This is a genomic window from Corynebacterium sp. MSK012, from assembly GCF_030232435.1.
Classification (GTDB): Bacteria; Actinomycetota; Actinomycetes; order Mycobacteriales; family Mycobacteriaceae; genus Corynebacterium; species Corynebacterium jeikeium_D.
Genome location: NZ_JASPJU010000007.1, coordinates 97,555 through 119,104 on the forward strand (window position 1 = coordinate 97,555; position 21,550 = coordinate 119,104).

General features: G+C 57.3%; 14 protein-coding genes and 1 pseudogene. 13 read left to right on the top strand and 2 right to left on the bottom strand.

Features of this window, described 5'->3' with window-relative positions:
- Nucleotides 1–987: a tRNA pseudouridine(55) synthase TruB gene (gene truB / locus QP977_RS06100; RefSeq protein ID WP_016422592.1), complete on the bottom strand. Its 987-nt coding sequence runs from the start codon at nucleotides 985–987 to the stop codon at nucleotides 1–3.
- Nucleotides 988–1,051: 64 nt separating this feature from the next.
- Here truB and QP977_RS06105 point away from each other — a divergent pair, with 64 nt between their 5' ends.
- The 7 genes from QP977_RS06105 (at nucleotide 1,052) to galK (ending at nucleotide 11,006) form a co-directional block, all read left to right on the top strand.
- Nucleotides 1,052–2,047, top strand: a complete 996-nt coding sequence (locus QP977_RS06105; RefSeq protein WP_042388641.1) for a bifunctional riboflavin kinase/FAD synthetase — start codon at nucleotides 1,052–1,054, stop codon at nucleotides 2,045–2,047.
- 141 nt (nucleotides 2,048–2,188) lie between these two features.
- Nucleotides 2,189–2,458, top strand: coding sequence for a 30S ribosomal protein S15 (gene rpsO / locus QP977_RS06110; protein ID WP_005509554.1), 270 nt, complete (start codon nucleotides 2,189–2,191; stop codon nucleotides 2,456–2,458).
- Nucleotides 2,459–2,965: 507 nt separating this feature from the next.
- On the top strand, nucleotides 2,966–5,233 hold the full coding sequence (locus tag QP977_RS06115) for a polyribonucleotide nucleotidyltransferase (RefSeq protein ID WP_048733516.1): 2,268 nt from the start codon (nucleotides 2,966–2,968) through the stop codon (nucleotides 5,231–5,233).
- Nucleotides 5,234–5,390: 157 nt separating this feature from the next.
- Nucleotides 5,391–6,347, top strand: coding sequence for an aldose 1-epimerase family protein (locus tag QP977_RS06120; protein ID WP_049170826.1), 957 nt, complete (start codon nucleotides 5,391–5,393; stop codon nucleotides 6,345–6,347).
- Between the two features lie 278 nt (nucleotides 6,348–6,625).
- Complete coding sequence (locus QP977_RS06125; protein ID WP_172954607.1) at nucleotides 6,626–8,287, top strand: sodium:solute symporter family protein; 1,662 nt, start codon at nucleotides 6,626–6,628, stop codon at nucleotides 8,285–8,287.
- A 16-nt stretch (nucleotides 8,288–8,303) separates the two neighbouring features.
- Nucleotides 8,304–8,585, top strand: coding sequence for a hypothetical protein (locus QP977_RS06130; RefSeq protein WP_049170832.1), 282 nt, complete (start codon nucleotides 8,304–8,306; stop codon nucleotides 8,583–8,585).
- 9 nt (nucleotides 8,586–8,594) lie between these two features.
- On the top strand, nucleotides 8,595–11,006 hold the full coding sequence (galK, locus tag QP977_RS11025) for a galactokinase (protein WP_502870949.1): 2,412 nt from the start codon (nucleotides 8,595–8,597) through the stop codon (nucleotides 11,004–11,006).
- A gap of 29 nt (nucleotides 11,007–11,035) precedes the next feature.
- Here the strand turns inward: galK and QP977_RS06145 are convergent, their stop codons facing one another.
- Nucleotides 11,036–12,475 (bottom strand): MDR family MFS transporter, encoded by a 1,440-nt coding sequence (locus tag QP977_RS06145; RefSeq protein ID WP_284847208.1) that lies wholly within the window; start codon nucleotides 12,473–12,475, stop codon nucleotides 11,036–11,038.
- 185 nt (nucleotides 12,476–12,660) lie between these two features.
- Here QP977_RS06145 and dapB point away from each other — a divergent pair, with 185 nt between their 5' ends.
- The 6 genes and pseudogenes from dapB to QP977_RS11030 form a co-directional block, all read left to right on the top strand.
- A complete protein-coding gene (gene dapB / locus QP977_RS06150; protein WP_070566286.1) occupies nucleotides 12,661–13,443 on the top strand; it encodes a 4-hydroxy-tetrahydrodipicolinate reductase in 783 nt (260 codons plus the stop codon).
- 20 nt (nucleotides 13,444–13,463) lie between these two features.
- Nucleotides 13,464–14,216 carry an FAD-dependent thymidylate synthase gene (gene thyX / locus QP977_RS06155; RefSeq protein WP_284847209.1) on the top strand — a complete coding sequence of 251 codons (753 nt, stop codon included), beginning with the start codon at nucleotides 13,464–13,466 and terminating at the stop codon, nucleotides 14,214–14,216.
- 58 nt (nucleotides 14,217–14,274) lie between these two features.
- Nucleotides 14,275–15,180, top strand: a complete 906-nt coding sequence (dapA, locus tag QP977_RS06160) for a 4-hydroxy-tetrahydrodipicolinate synthase (protein WP_070566284.1) — start codon at nucleotides 14,275–14,277, stop codon at nucleotides 15,178–15,180.
- Nucleotides 15,180–17,261 carry a ribonuclease J gene (locus QP977_RS06165; protein WP_284847210.1) on the top strand — a complete coding sequence of 694 codons (2,082 nt, stop codon included), beginning with the start codon at nucleotides 15,180–15,182 and terminating at the stop codon, nucleotides 17,259–17,261. The genes dapA and QP977_RS06165 overlap by 1 nt, the downstream gene beginning before the upstream one ends.
- 89 nt (nucleotides 17,262–17,350) lie before the next feature.
- A complete protein-coding gene (locus QP977_RS06170; RefSeq protein WP_049170848.1) occupies nucleotides 17,351–17,968 on the top strand; it encodes a TIGR03085 family metal-binding protein in 618 nt (205 codons plus the stop codon).
- 1,866 nt (nucleotides 17,969–19,834) lie between these two features.
- A pseudogene (locus QP977_RS11030) lies at nucleotides 19,835–21,367 on the top strand (DNA translocase FtsK); the annotation flags it as partial.
- Between the last annotated feature and the right edge of the window lie 183 nt (nucleotides 21,368–21,550).

Below are 21,550 nucleotides of genomic sequence, written 5' to 3' on the forward strand. Positions count from 1 at the left end.
TCACAGCGTGGCCGGGCGCACCACGAAGACCGTCTTAGCCCGTTTGCCAGATTCTGTGAGCAGCGCCGGAACCTTTCCCGTTGGTGACACCGCCGCATAGACTCCAGGTTTTCCGATCGGCTCCAGCCACTTGCCCTGAGCCAAATCAGCCGCCTGCTGTTCAGTAATTTCGCGGGTATCAAAGCAACGCAGGCAGGCCTCGTCCAGACTCATCGGCAGCAAGGAAGCGGCGCGCTCCGGGACTGGGCGTCGCATCTCCGCAATTTCTGGATGGGCGGTGTCGAACTGCTCGGCCTTCGCCGTGAGCTCGTCGATAGTCAACGCCTCATCAATAGTGAAAACGCCGGCGGCAGTACGCCGCAGAGCAGTGAGATGACCACCGACTCTCAGTGCATCCCCCAAGTCACGAGCTAGGGCGCGGATGAAAGTGCCGGCAGAGCAGTCGACCTCCACGTCGATATCGATGCACTCCCCGGGGCGCGAAGGATCGGAGTCGTGGCGGATGTCCAGAACCTCATAGCGGGTGATCGTCACTGGGCGCGCAGGGATATCGACCTTCTCACCACGGCGGATGCGCTCGTAGGCGCGGACACCGTCAATCTTCACCGCTGATACCGCCGCGGGTTTTTGCATGATTGTGCCGGTGAACTTCGCAATTTCCGCTCGAACCATTTCATCAGTCACCGATGCCGCCGAGGATTCGGAGAGCAACTCGCCTTCGGCGTCGTCGGTAAGCGTGGCAGCGCCGAGTCGAATGGTGGCTTGGTAGGACTTCGTGTCGGCGTGGACATGTGGCAGGAAACGGGTGCCGCGGCCGATGCCGAGGACGAGCACACCGGTGGCCATTGGGTCGAGGGTACCGGAGTGGCCGACCTTCTTGGTGCGGAAGATGCGACGGAGTTTGCCCACTACATCGTGGCTTGTCCAGCCTTGGGGCTTGTCGACGATAACAATGCCGGAGTCTGCAATCGGATCGAAGTCGGTCATAGACGCAATCCTATGTTGCGCTATATGCGGTGTGTTAAACGGTGACCAGTTACACTGGCTCTTTGTGGAGATTTGGTATGGCTTGGACAATGCACCCGAAGACCTGGGGGACACGGTCGTAACCATCGGAGTGTTCGATGGTATTCATCTTGGGCATAAGCGCCTGATAGCTGCTGCGGTCAGTGACGCTCGCGCTCGTGGCGTGAAGTCGCTGTTGATGACTTTCGATCCCAATCCCGTAGCGCTGTTTGCCCCGGATAAGGTGCCGCCGGCACTGTCCACCGTGTCCCGTCGCGCCGAGCTGGCAGAAGCGGAGGGAATCGATGCCATGCTTGTCGTGCCTTTCGACAAGAACTTCTCCAGCATCCCCGCAGAAGACTTTGTACGCACCGTTGTCCGCGACAAGCTGAATGCACAGGCCGTCTTCGTTGGCCAGAACTTCACCTATGGGCAGAAGGCCGCAGGTACCGCCGAGACTATGCCGGAGCACGGCTGTAAGTGTGGGGTCGACGTCACCATCGTCGACCTTCTCGACGTCACTGCCGCGGACTCGACCGAACGTGTTTCGTCGACACGTATTCGCGGTTTGCTTGCCGACGGTGCGGTGTCCGCAGCCGCCTCGTGTCTCGGGTACTTCTACCGTGTCGATGGTGATGTTCTTCCAGGTCAGGGGCGTGGAGGAGCGCAGCTGGGCTTTCCGACCGCCAATATTGACTTCGCTGAGGGCCTGGCAATCCCGGCTGATGGTGTCTACGCGGCATGGTTCACGGTTCAGCCGACGGCAGCCCGCCCGGAGCCGGACCCGAAGGGCGATATCGAGTTTGGGGTGCGCTACCCAGCGGCCGTGTCGGTGGGCACTAATGTGACCTTTGGAGACACTGATCGAACGGTCGAGGCCTACGTGATTGACCGTCATGCGGACCTCTACGGCACCGCTGGGCAGGTTGAGTTTGTCGACCGGATTCGCGGCATGGAGAAGTTCGACTCGGTCGAGGAGCTCATTGACCGGATGAACCAGGACGTGGCAGACACCGAAGCCATTTTGGCTAAGACCGATTAGCTGTTAAAGTAAAACGTCGGCTGTGACTGCGGTCCACAAGCAGTTGCGAGGAACCAGTTGCCAGACGCTGTTTGGTTCCGGGAAAGCCGAGAATGTGGACTGAAAAAACGACCATAATTTGATTCAAGGAGTTAGATTTACATGGCTTTGAACACTACAGAAAAGGCTGAGATTCTCAAGGAGTTCGGCCTGCACGAGACCGACACCGGTTCCCCGGAGGCTCAGGTTGCACTGCTGACCGCACGTATTCGTCAGCTGACCGAGCACCTGAAGTTCCACAAGCACGATCACCACTCCCGTCGTGGTCTGCTGCTGCTGGTCGGTCGCCGCAAGGGCCTGCTGCAGTACCTGCAGGACAACGACGTTGAGCGCTACCGTAAGCTGATCGAGCGCCTGGGTCTGCGTCGCTAAGGTTCTCCTTAAGGTCCTGTTTGTCAGAGCTTCATTGGTGTAAGTTGCTCTGTTAATTCAAGGCTTTTAAGCTTTTTAGACTCGCCGTTTGGGTTTCCATTGGATGGAAGCTCACGGCGGGTCTTTTTTTGATCACTTGTCGTTGTGGTATTCACTCATCGATGCGCTGTAGCGTGGCCACAAGTGAATACCTCATCGACAGGTGGAGGGGCTGATCGAAAGCGTGCGCATAAGTGCCGGGGCACCATCGATAAGACACGGTAATTCGTCGATAAGACACGGTAAACCATCGATGAGTCAAGAAAAGTCATCGATAAGTGCCCCCCGCCCCGCAAACTCCTAGAACCCCGCGTAGGTGCAAGAACCCAGATGCAGTGAGAGATCTCCGATCCGTCCAATACGAGAACTTTCCGCGTTAGCTGGTAGAATGCGTGACGCAAACGAAGTTCATTCGATCTTTTACAGGCGACATCGATGATCGCCGCTATTTCTAGGAGTAAGAAACCTATGGCCAACAGCAAGGCTGTTGAATTTTTCTTTGATGAGGATTTCGGTATTACCGAGGCCGTTGCCACCATCGACAATGGTGATTTCGGCACCCGCACCATTCGCTTTGAAACGGGCCAGCTGGCTCGTCAGGCCGATGGTTCGGTGACCACCTACTTGGACGAGGAGACCATGCTCCTGTCCACCGTCACCGCTTCCAACCAGCCCCGCGAGGGCTTTGATTTCTTCCCGCTGACCGTCGACGTTGAAGAGCGTATGTACGCTGCGGGCAAGATTCCGGGTTCGTTCTTCCGCCGTGAGGGCCGCCCGTCTACCGATGCCATCCTGGCATGTCGTCTGATTGACCGTCCGCTGCGTCCGACCTTCGTCAAGGGCCTGCGCAACGAGGTACAGGTTGTTGTCACCGTCATGTCCTGGGATCCGAAGGACCGTTACGACGTTGTCGCAATCAACGGCGCGTCAGCTGCAACTCAGCTTTCCGGGCTGCCGGTCTCCGGCGCTGTCGGTGGCGTCCGCATCGCGCTTGTTGCTGATGACAAGCACCCAGAGGGTGCATGGGTCGCTTTCCCGACCGAGGAGCAGCACGAGCAGGCTCTGTTCGAGATGGTCGTCGCTGGCCGTATCGTCACCCGCAAGCGTCGCGGCAAGAACGTCGAAGATGTCGCCATCATGATGGTGGAGGCCGGAGCAGGGGAGACCGTCGTCAAGCGTATTGCTGACGGTGCACCGGCGCCGACCGAGGACATCGTCGCCGCTGGCCTCGAGGCAGCAAAGCCGCACATCAAGGTTCTGTGTGAGGCACAGAAGGGTCTGGCTGAGCGCGCAGCGAAGGAAACGCAGGAGTTCCCGCTGTTCCCGGCATACAGCGATGAGATTTTTAACGCAGTCGAGAAGAAGTCCGCTAAGAAGCTGGCCAAGCTGCTCACCATTCCGGGTAAGCAGGAACGAGATGACGCCACCAATGAGTACATGGAGGACGTCGAGGGGCAGCTGCTGGAGCGCTTCGTATCCGATGATGTCGACGAGCAAGCTGCATCTAAGCAGATTCGCGCTGCATACAACGCAGTGATGAAGCAGATTGTCCGTGAGAAGATTCTGGCTGAGGGCTTCCGCATCGATGGTCGCGGTGTCACCGACATTCGTGACCTGGGCGTTGAGGTCGGTCTGATTCCGCGTGCCCACGGCTCTTCGCTGTTTGAGCGCGGCGAGACCCAGATTCTGGGTGTCACCACTTTGGATATGCTGAAGATGGAGCAGCAGATTGACTCGCTGACTCCTGTTACCTCCAAGCGCTACATCCACCACTACAACTTCCCGCCGTACTCCACCGGCGAGACCGGTCGTGTTGGCTCTCCGAAGCGCCGCGAGATTGGTCACGGGGCACTGGCTGAGCGCGCTCTGCTGCCGGTCGTGCCGTCCCGCGAGGAATTCCCGTACACCATTCGCCAGGTCTCCGAGGCTCTTGGATCCAATGGTTCGACCTCCATGGGCTCGGTCTGTGCTTCGACTCTGTCGCTGTACAACGCCGGTGTGCCGCTGAAGGCTCCGGTTGCCGGTATCGCCATGGGCCTGGTTTCCGGCGAGGTTGACGGTGAGAACCGCTTCGTCGCACTGACCGATATTCTCGGTGCCGAAGACGCATTCGGTGACATGGACTTCAAGGTCGCTGGTACTGCGGACTTCATTACCGCACTGCAGCTGGACACCAAGCTCGACGGTATTCCGTCGAAGGTTCTGGCCGATGCTCTGTCCCAGGCTCGTGATGCACGTCTGGCCATCCTGTCCACCATGGCTGAGGTCATCGAGTCTCCGGACGAGATGAGTGGTCTCGCTCCGAAGATCACCACCGTTAAGGTTCCGGCTTCGAAGATCGGTGAGCTCATCGGTCCGAAGGGCAAGACCATCAACGGCATCACCGAGGAAACCGGTGCTGATATCTCTATCGAGGACGACGGCACCGTATTTGTCTCGGCAACTTCCGGTAAGGCCGCGGACGCTGCAATCGAGCAGATTAATGCCATTGCTAACCCGCAGCTGCCGAAGGTCGGCGAACGCTACCTGGGCACTGTCGTGAAGACTGTCGCTTTCGGTGCTTTTGTCTCCCTGACTCCGGGCCGTGACGGTCTGATCCACATCTCCAAGCTCGGTGGCGACAAGCGCATCGAGAAGGTCGAGGATGTCATCAATGTCGGCGACAAGATTCAGGTCGAAATCGCTGATATCGACAACCGCGGCAAGATCTCGCTGGTTCCGGTCGAAGACGATTAATGCTTGGCGACGGAGGATGTGCTTTAGGTAGCCTCCAACAACGCGTGTAGCGATGGCGCGGTTAGGTCACAAATTGACCTAACCGCGCTTTTGTTTTGGGTTAATCTCGGGTTTCGAAGGGATTAATTTTCGAACCCACGTGGAAGGTAATTTGCGCATGCAACTTGTCGCGCACGATCATGAATTCATCGACATTGCGGCCGGTGGCTATGTCGCAAGTATTTCCCAGTTCGGTGGTGGACCGAGATCACTGGAGTACTGTGGCCTGCCACTGCTGACTGACTATCCCAAAGGGTTCAATCCACCGTTGTCCGCAGGTACGCTCCTGGCTCCGTGGCCGAACAGGGTCGCTGACGGAGTATTCATCTTTGATGGGGAAGTCCATCGACTAGATATTTCGGAGCCGTCCCGGGCGAATGCTATTCACGGATTTGTTGCAGATCGCGTTTGGTCTGTGGTCGATTCTGATGACAGCAGCGTCACCTTGGGCGTGGAAGTTGAGCCGCAACCGGGCTGGCCTTGGGAACTCGGTATGACCGTGCGCTGGCAAGTCACGTCTGCAGATGGCCTATCGGCGGAGTTCACAGTGCATAATCGCAGCGATAGGGAGTGCCCGTTTGGTCTGGGCTGGCATCCCTATTTAAGCGCGTTGGGCGCTGACTTCGGCAGTTGCACACTACGGTTGCCCGTTGATAACAACCTGCCACTGGAGCCAATTCGAAACTTGCCCGCCGGCCCAGCGGTGCCAGCGGAGACAGTGGTTCCCAGCCTTCGAGAGGGGGTATCCCTGGATGGACTGTGGCTGGATCACTGCTTCTTTGCTGCCGCGGAGGCAGCGGGGAGTCACTCACCGTGCCGTCGTGAAGCACATTTGGTTGGACCAAATGGCAAGGGTGCTGTGCTCTGGGCCGATGATGAATTCCGCTTCTTCCAGGTCTATGTTGCCGACGCTGGACGACGAGAAGGATTTCCTGGGCACGGGAATGCGATTGCGGTGGAGCCAATGACATGTCCGCCGGATGCGCTACGCTCCGGTACCGGTTTGCTGCGAGTTCAGGCTGGAGAGACAACAACTCTTGCCATGGGACTGCGCGCGGAAACGGGCGGAAAATAGTTTTCCCAGCGCAGAAGAGTGCAGCCCCCTCAATCGGGTTAAAACCTTCTTAATTAATTCACCTGGAATTAAGAATGGAAAATACACTTGGGGACGAATGTAAAAGAATAGGTCTTCCTTTTGTTCCGGATAGTGGCTATCTGGCCCCACACTTCGGGGTAGGTCGAGCCACTTTCACGGCCTTGATGGGCGTGCACCAGCCAGGTGCCGAGAAAAAGAAATCCCAATTCGTGCATTTCCTGAATACGTTTTGACTCCCTAATTGTGAGGAGGCCGTCGTGATAGTGGCGCAATCAGCCCTACGGCTCGAGGCATCATGGGTGGATTACTCCATTGTTGCCCTATACTTCCTATTCGTCCTAGGCATTGGCTGGGCTGCACGAGCCAAAGTGTCCAGCTCCATTGACTTCTTCCTCTCTGGGCGCTCACTGCCGGCTTGGGTGACAGGGTTGGCGTTCGTCTCAGCCAACCTAGGCGCAGTGGAAATCGTCGGTATGTCCGCAAATGGTGTGGAATACGGTTTCCAGACCATGCACTACTTCTGGATTGGTGCGGTTCCCGCCATGGTGTTCCTGGGCATTGTCATGATGCCCTTTTACTATGGCTCCAAGGTTCGCTCAGTACCAGAATTCATGCTGCGTCGTTTTGGTCCCGGAGCGCACCTTGTCAACGCGATTTCATTCGCCGTCGCGCAGCTGCTCATCGCGGGTATCAACCTTTTGCTGCTGGCCAAAGTGGTCAATGCGCTACTCGGCTGGCCACTGTGGCTGACATTGGTCGTCGCTGCAGTCATTGTGCTGTCCTACATCACGTTGGGCGGACTGTCCGCAGCGATTTACAACGAGGTACTTCAGTTCTTCGTGATTGTCGCAGCTCTAATGCCACTGACTCTAATCGGTCTGCACAGCGTCGGCGGCTGGTCGGGGCTTAAGGAAAAAGTTGCCACTGAATCGCACTTCCACACCTGGCCGGGCACGGATATTTCTGGTTTTGACAACCCGGTAGTTTCAGTCATCGGATTGGTATTCGGTTTGGGATTCGTGCTGTCCTTTGGCTATTGGACAACGAACTTCGTGGAGGTTCAGCGATCCATGGCAGCCGATTCGCTGTCGGCCGCACGCAAGACTCCAATTATCGGCGCGTTTCCAAAGATGTTCATTCCGTTCATCGTGGTGCTGCCGGGCATGATCGCCGGCGCGACTGTCGCACCCATCATGGATCAGACTGCCAAGCCTAACGACGCAATTCTGTACCTAATGAGAGATTTGCTTCCCAACGGCCTGCTGGGCATCGCTATTGCAGGGCTACTAGCAGCCTTTATGGCAGGTATGGCGGCGAATATCTCCGCGTTCAACACAGTCTTTAGCTACGACATTTGGCAGACCTACGTCGTCAAAAATCGAGCAGATGATTACTACCTCAAGGTTGGTCGTATCGCTACCATTGGCGCGACCGGCATCGCAGTGTTCACCGCATTGATTGCCGATAATTTCGGCAACGTCATGGACTACCTGCAGACGCTATTCGGCTTCTTCAACGCACCGTTGTTCGCTACCTTCCTTATCGGTATGTTCTGGAAGCGCATGACGCCGACAGCAGGTTGGACGTCTCTGCTCGCAGGAACGGGTGCTGCGATTTTGTACTGGTACATCTCCGAGTTCACGTCGGCAAGCGCAACCATCTTTGAGCTGCCGGGGCAAGGCACTGCGTTCGCTGCCGCCTCCGTGGCATTCGTCGTCGATATTGTGGTGGCTGTGGTCGTTTCGCTCATGACAACGCCGAAACCCGATGAGGAGCTGGTGGGCTTCGTCAAGTCCGTCACGCCGAAGGCTCACTTCACAGACGCTGCTGAGGCAGAGCTGCCATTGTTACAGCGAACTGTTCCGCTGGGTATTTTGTGCCTGGTGATGGCCGTAGTTCTTAACATCGTTTTCGCATAGGAGCTAGTGAGAAATCATGTCACGGACACACAACAATTCAACTGTAGAAGCGACTATCAGCACCGGTAATAAGAAAGCAGGTGCCTTTGACATTCGCAATGTCATTGGGGCGCTGCTTGGTCTTTACGGCATCATTTTGCTGCTGTCGTGGCTGTTCCTCGATCCTGGAGTTAACCCGGAGACCAGTGTTGCCAAAGAGCCGATGTATAACCTGTACAGCGGCATAGCCCTGCTTCTCTTTGCAATCGTTTTCTATGCCTGGGCAAAACTGCGCCCAACGGTTGTCGAAGAATCATAAGGAGTAAAAATGACAACCGATGACCAGCCTTCTCACGCTTTTTCGGTAACGCGCACTACGCTTGCCGACGGTCGCGAGCTAATCTACTTCGACGATGACCCGGACTATGTCTCGGGCAAAAAGACTCGAAAGTTAACCGACGAACGTGATTTGCCACAGGCGATTACGGAGTCGGAGCTGCGCCAAGATCCGCTGACAGGTGATTGGTACTGCTACGCGGCGCACCGCATGAACCGCACCTTTATGCCTCCTGCTGGTGAGAACCCACTAGCTCCGACGCTGCCGGAACAACTTCCCACAGAGGTGCCTGCCAGTGACTACGACGTGGTGGTTTTTGAAAACCGCTTCCCTTCGCTTTCCATGCACATGGAAGTTCCGGATGACTTTGCCCAAACTGTCGACGGCGCCGAGATTTTCCCGCGGAAGCCGGCCTTGGCTCGGTGCGAGGTTGTCTGCTTTACCCCGAGTGTTTCGGACTCCTTCCGGGATCTGACCTTTACTCGTGCTCGCACCGTTATTGAAGCGTGGGCGCACCGCACTGCGGAACTCAGCAAGCTCGAAGGTGTGAGGTTGGTGTTCCCCTTTGAAAACAGGGGCAAGGAAATTGGGGTAACGCTGCAGCATCCTCATGGGCAGATTTACTCGTACCCGTATCTGCCCCCACGTGCGGCAGCCATTGTTTCACGCGCGAAAGCCCACTTCGAAACCACCGGTCGTGACCTCTTTGAGGATGTCCTGGAGGCCGAAAAGGCTTCAGGTCGACGGATCATCGCAGAAGGGGAGTACTTCACCGCATTCGTCCCAGCTGCAGCTAAGTGGCCAGTCGAAGTCATGATTATGGCTAACCGCGCTGTCGGTAGTTTTCAGGAGCTGACCGATGCGGAGAAGGACGAACTGACAGCAATGTACCTTGACCTGCTGCGACGTATTGACCGATTCTTCCCCGGCATCGACAAAACGCCGTACATCGCAGCATGGAACCAAGCTCCGGTAGGCGAGGATCACCAGTTTGGCCGCCTCCACCTGCAGCTCTATTCCATGATGCGCTCTGCAGGACGCATGAAGTTCCTCGCGGGTTCAGAGTCCGGGCAAGGAGCCTGGATTTCGGACACGACCCCGGAGGCAATCGCTGACCGCTTCCGGGAAGTTGGCCAGACTCGCTGGCTTCCCACTCGCTCCCATAAACAGGCGGTATCTGACGTAACTGAGCAATTCCGCCGCAGTTTCGGTTCGGAACCACAGGGCGTCTTCCGCGCCCCAGGCAGAGTCAACCTGATTGGCGAGCATGTCGATTATGCCGGTGGTATCTGTCTGCCATTCGCGTTGGCACAGAGTACTTTCGCAGCGGTGGGTGCCCAGGCTGCTGGTGACTCGTGGACAGTGCGAGTTGTTTCGGACTTGATGGACAAGGACGACGTCGCAGACGGTGACAAGCCGGTTGCTATCGCAATGTCCGATGTCGGTCCGAACTCTCCTGCAAATTGGACGGGATACGCAGTTGGCACTATCTGGGCTATGCGTGAGGCAGGGCTGTTGCCCGCGGATTGTCCAAGCCTTGACATTGCGATTTCCTCCGATGTTCCGATCGGTTCCGGGCTCTCCAGCTCCGCCGCTCTGGAGTGTTCTGTCGGCGTTGCAGCCTTTGAGCTCGTCCACGGGCGCGCACCAAACGATGAAGAGCAGCAGGGAATTGTTGAGGCGGCTATCCGCGCAGAAAATGAGGTCATTGGTGCCTCTACCGGCGGTCTGGATCAGCGTATTTCCATCAAGGGCAAGGAAAACCACGCACTGGTCATTGATTTTGCGAAGAGTTCTGACCAGCTTGTAAAGGCTGCTTTCGCAGACGAGGACCTAGAGGTTTTGGTAATCAACACCAACGTTCGGCATAGTCTCTCGGATGGTCAGTATGCGACGCGTCGCGGAATCATCGATGCCGTGACAAATGGTCTTGGGGTATCTGATTTCCGCGGTCTGGATGATGCAGTTGGTGCTGCTATCAATTGGGCGAAGGAGAACGTCCCAGCTGAGGCAGATAGGGATCAATGGGTTGATACCGTGGCGCGCCGAGTACGTCACGTTGTTACCGAAATTGACCGGACGGCACAGGCGATTGAAAAGCTTTCCGAGGGGGACTTCGAGGCCTTTGGCACGTTGATGGTGGCAAGCCATCTTTCGCTGAGGAATGACTACGAAGTTTCCTGTCCAGAGCTGGATCTTGCTGTGGACGTAGCGCTTGAGCAGGGGGCGCTTGGTGCCCGAATGACTGGCGGTGGCTTTGGCGGCAGTGCCATTGCGCTGCTGCCACACGACCGTGTCAGTGCTGCAGCGAATGCAGTTGCGTCGGCCTTCCGTGACAGAGGAATGCCGGAACCGGAGTTTTTCGTTGGAAATCCCGGGCCGGGAGCAAGCCGCCTAGTTTAGGCGGTATTCCCCCCCCGGTCTTGGGGGGGCTACTGTAATGCAATCTTCTTCCGCTGCGGCTTGAGCAGCGTGGTGAGGAAGATTAGCACCACGGCAAATCCCGCGGCGGTAAACATCGCAATGCTATAGCCACGAATCAAGTCGTCGGCGGCAGGAGCTGCTGCACCAGTGCCGGACAGGCCAGTGGCAATAACAGCTGACAGCGCCACAAACAGTGCGGTACCGACAGCGCCGGCAACCTGCTGTAGCGTGTTCATGATTGCTGAGCCATCCGGGTAGAGGCGCTTCGGAAGATCACCAAGACCGAATGTGAACAGCGGAGTAAACAGCAGCCCCAGGCCAATCTCAAGGACGATGTGGCAGGCGACAATCCACCATAGCGGAGTCGATGCTGAGATGAAGCCGAGCCCGAAAAGACCGAGGGCAAGGACAATGGAGCCGGGAATTGCCAGTGGGCGCGGACCATAGCTGTCAAAGAGCCGGCCGACAGCCGGTCCCATCAGACCCATAACCAGTGGACCAGGCATCACAATCAAACCAATAGTCTTGACGTCGACACCTCGCAGATTGAGGTAGAGCGGCAAAATGATGATCACACCGAACATCAGCATGAAACCAATGGTCAGAATGATTGTGGACAGCCTAAAGCTCTTTGTGCGGAAGGTTCGAAGATCCAGCAGAGCTCGGTTGTGCGGTGCCAAACGGCGCTGGCGCATGATGAAGAACACCAACAGCACGATGCCGACTGCGCACAGGATTCCGTCGATAAGCGAAAACTCTGCGCCTACGCGGCTCAGCGCGTACACCAGCGGGCCGAATGCGCCGGCACTGAGGAACACCGAGAGGATATCGATGGGCTTCGCGGAGTTTTCCTCAATATTGGGAACGAGGATGACGCCCACTACCAGCACAATTAGGCCGAGCGGCAACATCGTGTCGAAAAGCGCATGCCAATTGTTATTGGCAATCTCCAGAATGAGACCGGAGATGGTCGGTCCGATAGCAGGCGCGACAGCGATGACCACGCTCATTCGTCCCATCATGCGCCCGCGCTCATGCTCCGGTACTACGTTGAGCACCGTGGTCATCAGCAGCGGCAGCAGCACTGCGGTACCGGACGCTTGGACAATGCGTGCGAGCAGAACGATCGCGAAGTTTGGCGCGAAAGCACCGATGAGAGTGCCCACGACGAATAGTCCTTGACTGACCGCGAAAAGAATGCGGAACGGCACTGCCGAAATGAGAAATCCAGTGACCGGAATGACAACAGCCATGGTCAGCAGGAATGCCGTTGTCAGCCATCCGGCAGTCGCTGCGCTGATGTTAAGGTCCGCCTTGATGACGGGAATTGCGACACTCATGACCGTCTCGTTCAAGATAGCCATAAATGCCGCAGCTAGTAGCACATAAATGGCCATGTAAGCGTTTTTCGGCGCTTTGGCCTGTGCTGCTTCCGAACTTGGGCTCAATTCGGAATCTTCAGATTCAGAAACCAAGAGAAGTCACTTTCTAGATATAGGTACTGAAATAAGCAATTTTCTAAGATGTTGCGGCTTAGCGCAAGAAAATCCCCATCGTAAGCCGACAAAACGGCAAAGCCGACGGGGGCATTGGCACACAAGTTGCCCAATACATTCTAAGGTAAGGGATAGAGATGAACCCGTTGGGAAAGGACAAGAGAGCTGTGAGCAATATCAAGGTCGGCGTACTTGGCGCCAAGGGCAAGGTAGGGTCCACCATCTGCGAGGCAGTTGAAACCGCCGACGATTTGGAGCTGGCAGCGGATCTCGACTCGGGCGATGACCTGAATGAACTTGTCACGGCTGGTGTGCAGACCATTGTTGACTTTACTCAGCCCGACGCTGTGATGGGCAATCTTGAGTTCTGTATTAAGAATGGCATCAACGCCGTCGTGGGTACCACGGGCTTTACCAAGGAGCGCCTCGATCAGGTGCAGCGCTGGCTTGACGACGCCGACGGTGCCGCCAATGTCCTTGTTGCACCGAACTTCGCAATCTCCGCAGTATTGACCATGAAGATGGCAGAGCTAGCCGCTCCGTACTTCGAGTCCGCTGAAGTTATCGAAATGCACCATCCTTTTAAAAAGGATGCCCCCTCGGGCACCGCTATCCACACTGCTGAGGCTATTGCCCGTGCTCGCAAGGAAGCAGGCATGGGGGAGCAGCCCGATGCCACTGAGCAGACTCTGGATGGTGCTCGCGGCGCCGATGTCGAGGGCATTCCGGTGCACGCAGTACGCATGACCGGTTCGGTGGCTCACGAGACCGTTATCTTCGGCGCTGAAGGACAGTCGCTCACCATCAAGCAGGACTCCTACTCGCGCACCAGCTTTGTGCCGGGTGTGCTGCTGGGCGTGCGTAAAATTGAGGATTTTCCGGGCCTGACTGTGGGACTGGAGCCGTTCCTGGGACTGTAATTGCCAGGAGTTCACTGAAAATGTCTGAAAACGTCACTCTCAAGGCGCAACTGATTGCCTCGACCAATTTCTTCCCACCTGAGGACATCGACTTTGATACCGATGCCGACGGTGGGGAAGCATTAATTGAGTTCTCTGGCCGGGCTTGTTATGAAACGTGGGACAAGCCTAATCCGCGAACTGCGACGAATAGGGGATATCTGCGGCATGTGCTCGAGGTAGGCCACACCTCACTTTTTGAACACGCAAGTGCAAGCATCTATGTCCGTGGGCTGTCGCGCTCGTGTGCACATGAACTCACACGGCACCGTCACTTTTCCTTTTCGCAGTTGTCGCAGCGGTTTGTGTCGACCAGTTCCAACAATGTTGTAGTTCCTCCCGCAATTGCGGAGGACCCGGATCTGTTGCGAGTTTTCGAAAGCGCGGTTGATCAGTCCCGTTTCGCCTATGGTGAGTTATTAGACGCACTGGAAGAGAAGTGGGCCGACGAGCCCAACGCTATCTTGCGGCGAAAGCAGGCACGCCAGGCAGCCCGGGCGGTTTTGCCCAATGCCACCGAAACTCGAATCGTGGTTACTGGTAATTTCCGGTCTTGGCGCCACTTCATTTCGATGCGTGCGACCGAGCATGCCGATGCCGAAATTCGGGAGTTGGCAGTGGCTTGTCTGCGGGAGCTGCAGCGCTGCGCTCCTGTTGCTTTTGGGGATTTTGAGATCAACACTCTGAAGGATGGGTCGGTCGTCGCGTCGAGTCCTTACGCCTTCGAGGGGTAATCGCACGTACAGTGTGAAGATATAGTCGATTGAGATTTTTAAGAAAAGGTAGTCAACAATGAGCACAGGAATTGCGTCAACGCGCGGTGCTGACATTTTCGGCACTGTCGCCGTAGCTATGGTGACCCCTTTTGATAAGGACGGAAGCCTCGATGTCAAGGCAGGTGTGCAGCTCGCTGGGCACCTTGTAGACGGCGGCTGCGATGCACTCATTCTGGCCGGTACTACTGGCGAGTCGCCTACTACGACCGTTGAGGAAAAGCTTGAGCTTCTCCGAGCTGTCCGCGCAGAGATGGGCGATAAGGTCAAGCTTGTGGCCGGTGCCGGTACCAATGACACGGCCGAGTCTATTGAGCTGGCAAAGGCTTCTGTGGAAGCGGGCGTGGATGCGCTGCTCGTCGTCACGCCGTATTATTCCAAGCCGTCCCAGGAGGGCTTGTACCGCCACTTTACGGCGGTGGCCGACGCAACCGAGGCTCCGGTGTGCCTGTATGACATTCCGCCGCGTTCGGTTATTCCGATTGAAGTTGATACCATTTACCGGTTGGCGGAGCACCCGAGAATCCAGGCTGTTAAGGACGCCAAGGGAGACTTGGGAGCTGCCGCCGGCATTATCGCTAATACTGATTTGGCGTGGTACTCCGGTGACGATGTGCTGAACCTTCCGTGGCTGTCGATTGGCGCCACCGGGTTCATTTCCGTTATTGGACATGCAGCCCCGCAGCTGCTGGCCGAGGTGCGCTCTTGTTTTGACAAGGGTGACCTTGCTGGTGCGCAGGCAGCCCACGCGAAGATGACTCCGCTGTTTGCCGCTCAGGCTGCACTTGGCGGTGTAAGTTTTGCTAAGTCCGCTCTGCGTCTGCAGGGCATTGAGATAGGAGATCCACGCTTGCCGCAAATTGCAGCAAATGACCAGCAGCTTGAGGTGCTTGAAGAAGCTATGCGGAAGGCAGGTGTTCTGTAGTGGCTGAAGGACGCAATCGCGCCCGCAAGGTAACTCGTAAGGCCGGTCCGCCTTCCGAGTCTGACGTGGCTGCAGCAGAGCAGTCCAAGAACTCTGCATCCAAGGGCTCCGACAAAGGTCGAGCTAACTCCAACGGCTCGAAGTCCTCGCAGCGTTCCGGTGATCGTAAGAACGCCGGCAACGCTAAGAAGTCCCAAGGTTCGTCGAATTCTTCCAACCGCGGTTCTCGTGGTGGTCGCGGTGGCCGTGGCGGTAACCGCGGAAATAATTCGCGGGGTGGCCGTGGCGGGCGTGGCGGCAACCGTCGTAACGTAGTGCAGTCGATGCAGGGCGCAGACTTGACGCAACGTCTGCCCGCACCGCCGAAGGCCCCCAAGGACGGTCTGCGTGTGGTCGCGCTGGGTGGTATTTCCGAAATCGGTCGCAATATGACCGTGTTGGAGTACAAAAACCGACTGATTATCGTCGACTGTGGCGTGCTGTTCCCGAGCTCGGATGAGCCGGGTGTTGACCTGATTCTGCCTGACTTCTCCTACATGGAAGACAAGTGGGATCGCGTGGAAGCTCTCGTGGTCACCCACGGTCACGAGGATCACATCGGTGCTATCCCTTGGTTGCTCAAGCAGCGCGCGGACATCCCGATTATTGCTTCCCGCTTTACCTTGGCACTGATTCAGGCCAAGACGCAGGAGCACCGTCAGCGCCCGAAGGTCATCGAGGTCAACGACACCAGCCACATTCAGCGTGGTCCGTTCGATCTGCGTTTCTTCAATGTCAACCACTCGATTCCGGAGTGCCTTGGCATCGTCATTAAGACCGGAGCTGGCATGGTTGTCCACACCGGTGACGTGAAGATGGACCAGACCCCGCCGGACGGAAAGCCGACTGACCTGCCGGCGCTGAGCCGCTACGGCGATGAGGGAATCGACCTCTTCTTGTGTGAGTCCACCAACGCCACAATCCCGGGCTTCTCCGGTTCCGAGGCGGAGTTGGCTCCGACCCTGCGTCGTCTGATTATGGACGCAAAGCAGCGCGTTATCGTTGCGGCTTTCGCGTCGAATGTCTACCGCGTTCAGGCTGTTATCGATGCAGCTGTCAAGGCTGGACGAAAGGTCGCGTTCAACGGCCGCTCCATGATTCGCAACATGCGTATCGCGCAGGAGTTGGGTCTGCTGACCGCGCCAGAGAACACCATCGTGGAGATGAACGAGGCCGCTCGCATGGCGCCCCACAAGGTCGTGCTGGTGACTACCGGTACGCAGGGTGAGCCAATGGCTGCGCTGTCTCGCATGGCCCGTCGTGAGCACCGTCAGATTACCGTCCGTGATGGCGACCTGATTATCCTCAGTTCTTCGCTGGTACCGGGTAACGAAGAGGCGGTCTTCGGCGTTATTAACATGTTGGCCCAGATTGGTGCCACGGTTATCACTGGCAAGGATGCCAAGGTTCACACCTCCGGTCACGGGTTTGCTGGCGAGCTGCTGTTCCTCTACAACGCAGCCCGTCCGTCGAATGTCATGCCAATTCACGGTGAGTGGCGCCACATTCGTGCCAACAAGGAACTGGCTGTGTCCACTGGCGTGAAGCCAGAGAACGTTGTCCTCGCTCAGAACGGTGTGGTTGTCGACCTCGTTGACGGCCGCGCTCGTGTAGTTGGCCAGGTTCCGGTCGGTAACCTCTACGTTGATGGCGTCACCATGGGTGACGTCGACGCTGACGTGCTGGCAGACCGTGCTGAAATGCGTGAAGGTGGTCTTATCACCGTCACAGCCGTCATCGATAACCGCACTGGTCGTCCGTTGGAGAAGCCGCGGGCTCAGGCTCGCGGTTACTCGGACGACGCCAAGGAAGTGCTCGCAACCGTCGAGCAGGTCGTTGACGATACTCTCTTTGACCTGGCTGGCAGTGGCGAGAACAATCCATACCGTATGGCTCAGGAAGTTCGTCGCCGCACCGAGCGCGTCATTAACCAGAAATGGCGTCGCAGTCCGATGGTTGTTCCGACAATCGTGCCGATGTCCTCTGAGGCAGCCGAAGAGGTTACCGATGAGGAAATCCAGGAGTCGCGCGAAAGTATCTAAATTTCTAGAGCGTCTTTTAGCGTAAGAGCCCGCATCCACCTACAACCGTGTGGATGCGGGCTTCTCCGTGCCTGGTCTAGGCTGGAGCTATGACTTTTGCTGAACGGGAACGTGAAGACCTAGCTAATCTACTGCTCAGCGTCGGCCCCGACGCCCCGACCTTGTGCGAGGGGTGGACGACCCGGGATCTTGCCAACCACCTGTACATTCGTGAAAACCGTCTGGATGCCGCGGGCGGGATGTTCGTCAAGGCGCTTTCGGACCGCCTCGATGCTGTTACCGCTGAGGTCAATCGAATGCCCTACGTCGAAGTGGTGGGGAAGTGGGGTAGTGGTGCTCCGCGATGGAATCCAATGAACTGGGCAGACCGCTACGTCAACGCTGCGGAGAACTTCGTCCATCACGAGGATGTCCGTCGTGCCCAGGAAGGCTGGACCGTTCGTCAGCTGCCGCCCTCCGGAGTGTCGGACCTGTGGCGTCTGGTCACTACTGCCGGCCGTATGATGTTGCGCGGTTCGACCTCGACCGTGGTGCTAATGCGTGACGACGGAGTTGCGGTGACCCTAATCGACAACAGTGCTAAAGGTGCTCCAGTTGTGACTGTCCGCGGAAGCGTCGGGGAACTGGTGCTGTGGCTCTATGGCCGTGACGAGGTACGCGTCACCATCGACGGTGACGAATCGGGCATCAAGCGCAACAGTCTTTAAAATCACGTTCTCAGTTCTGGACGGTCGCGACAGCACGCCTGTTAAACAATGACACGCGTGTGACTAATGTGAAAACGATCCGGTGTTAGCTGTAAGGTAATGGTCATGTCTGCGACCAGCCGAACCAGAACTGACAATCGTCGTGGATCTTCCCGCTCTGCGGAGACAGATGCCACGCGGCGATACCCCGTGCACAGCGCCACGGAGGAATTCGAGCGCACTCCTAGCGCCATGTCGTTCGTGGCCAATAGCTTGGCCAGCGCCTGGACTGAAACTGCCCGCGGCGTGGCCGGTCTTGCCTGGCGGGTCAGCGGTCGCAAAAATAAGCGAAACGAAGAGGAGAATATGTCGCGGCGCGAAAGTGACGCCGATTTTTCGACGAAGCCCCGTAGGAAGCGTCGTAAAGCAGCTAGCGGCTATGACGATGTAATTGAACCGCCGGCACCGGCCTCCGTGCCAGCTGACGAGTTCGATGCAGACTTCGATGAGGGTGGCGAACCGGGATCGAAGGATGGCCTGGCACTACTCGTGCTGGCGTTGGCAATTGTGCTGGCTGGTTCGACATGGTTCCACCTGGCAGGGCCAGTGGGGGAGTTCATTGAAACGGCAGTGCGCACGCTCATTGGTATCGGCGCTTTTGTACTTCCGGTGCTGCTCGGTGTTGTTTCCGTATTGATGATGCTGGATGCGATGCCGCGTCGTGAACGTCTGACACCTACCATTACTGGAGCTTCGCTGATTGTGGTGGGTCTGCTCGCAATTGTGCATATCGGCTCTGGTCGTCCTGCGGACTGGCCGGGGCGACGTGCAGCTGGTGGCGCAATCGGTGGTTATATCGGTTCGCCGCTAGCAGCCGGGTTTACCTCGTGGGTCGCCGTCGTTTTGTTGCTGGGCATCGTTTTTTACGGCGCTCTGGTGCTCTCTGGCGCGACGGTGCGTCAACTTATCGATGCCACTAAGGAGTACTTCAACTTTTCCGAATGGTCTTCGCGTCGTGCCGGCGACGAGCCGGAATCGGACGATCCCTACGGCAATGTCGATGACATGCTGGAACGTCGTGCGAGCTGGGATTCGGATACCGCATATGCCGATGAGGACTTTGACCAGCCGACGCAGCTAATCGAGCGTCGCCCAAGCCACAGCGGCCGCACGCATCATTCCTCGTCGCGTTCGACCGATCGCTCTGCTTACCGAGCTCCTCGCCGTGGCGCGGATAGCCGTATGTCTGCACCCGAACCCGCGCCTTACGACGAACCGGATGCTGACGGTAACCTCTACGATCTTTTGGACGAAGAGCCGCAGAGGACTCGACAGGCTCCGCGACCTGCCCGTCAGGTTGAGGATGTCGACTACGATTCGGCAAAGACCACAGTGTTTGATGTCCGGAATGGGGCACAGCACTCCAACCGAGTCTCCCCGGTGGAGCCGGCGTTTCCGGCGGCTGAGTACGTGGAGGAAACTCAGTCGGATGCTGTGCATCGGGACACCGCCGAGACAGAATCGACTATTCCGGCTGTCGGGGGAACGAACTACCACGCTGCCGACGAGGAGTATGACGAGTACTCCGAGTACCCGACGCAGGAGGCTGCTGCAGCTAGCAACAGCGAACGCAATCGTGTTTCCGCTTCCCGAGCTCCGAAACAGCCCGTTCAGCCTGAGGCTGCAGCGCCGGCGAGTGCGCCGCAGAGCGAGTCGTCTGTCGATGATTCGCGGGATGCGGTTTCTGAGGCTACGCGCCGCACTATGGACGCCATTGCCGCTCGTTCTGGCATCGATGCCTCTAAGATTCCGGCTACAACTCCGAAGTCTGAATTGGAAAAGGATGCCGAGGGTACTTCCGGTTCGTCGGCACGCACGCCGGAGTCTGACTACCACCTGCCATCGACTAACTTGTTGATCCCAGGTGAGCGCCCCAAGACACGTACGGCGACGAACGACCGCATGATTGAAGCGATTACTGAGGTATTCGCAGAATTCAAGGTCGACGCTGCGGTGACTGGTTTCTCTCGCGGTCCGACGGTGACTCGCTACGAGGTCGAGCTTGGCCCGGGCGTGAAGGTCTCGAAGATCACGAACCTCCAGTCCAACATTGCCTATGCGGTAGCGACCGACAATGTCCGCCTACTGACTCCGATTCCGGGCAAGTCAGCCGTTGGTATCGAGGTACCGAACAACGACCGTGAGATGGTTCGGCTTGCCGACGTACTCAACGCGCCCAAAACCGTTGCGAACGATGACCCGATGCTGATTGGGCTCGGTAAGGATATTGAGGGCGAGTTCATCTCGCACTCTATCCAGAAGATGCCGCACCTTCTCGTTGCCGGTTCGACCGGTTCGGGTAAGTCCGCGTTCGTAAACTCGATGTTGGTGTCGCTGCTGACGCGTGCAACCCCGGAGGATGTCCGACTGATTCTGGTGGACCCGAAGATGGTCGAGCTGACTCCCTACGAGGGGATTCCTCACCTGATTACGCCAATCATCACTCAGCCGAAGAAGGCCGCGGCGGCTCTGCAGTGGCTGGTTGAAGAGATGGAACAGCGGTACATGGACATGAAGGCCGCCCGCGTCCGTCACATCAAGGACTTCAACCGTAAGGTCAAGTCCGGTGAGATTACGACGCCACTTGGCTCGGAACGCGAGTACCGTCCGTACCCGTACATTGTCTGTGTCGTCGACGAGCTGGCAGACCTGATGATGACCGCACCCCGCGATATCGAAGATGCGATTGTGCGCATCACGCAGAAGGCCCGTGCCGCCGGTATCCACTTGGTGTTGGCTACGCAGCGTCCGTCTGTGGATGTGGTCACCGGTTTGATTAAGACGAACGTGCCATCGCGATTGGCATTCGCTACCTCGTCACTCACGGACTCCCGCGTCATTCTTGACCAGGGCGGTGCTGAAAAGCTCATTGGTATGGGCGATGGCCTGTTCATCCCACAGGGTGCAGGCAAGCCGCGACGTCTACAGGGGGCCTTCGTCACAGACGAAGAGATTCAGGCAGTAGTCGATGCAGCTAAGGCGCAGGCCGAGCCGGATTACACCGAGGGTGTCACAGAGGATAAGAGCGCTGAGGCTGAGCGCAACATTGACCCCGATATCGGAGATGACCTGGAAGATTTGCTTCAGGCAGTCGAGCTGGTGGTCACCGCACAGCACGGATCGACCTCGATGTTGCAGCGCAAGATGCGAGTCGGTTTCGCCAAGGCCGGTCGACTGATGGATCTGATGGAAACTCGCGGAGTGGTTGGACCGTCAGAGGGATCTAAGGCACGTGAGGTGCTGGTCAAACCAGAGGAGCTCGAAACCATTAAGTGGATGATCAAGGGCGCAAACCCGGAGGATGCTCCTAAGGAAGAAGTAAACGTAGTCGACGCTGATCCGAATCAGTCTATGGCGTAGGACGACCCAGCCTTACCGCCGTTTCTGATTGCGTGTATAGTCGGCACACGTGGAGGGGAGTATCCCCGGTAAAAGTGGATGTTTTCCGCTAGCCCGTGACGGTTATCGTCAGCACGGATTGGACGCACAGACTCGTCTTGCGCACATCGAATCCCGGTGCCGTCACTTTTGCCACTATGGCAG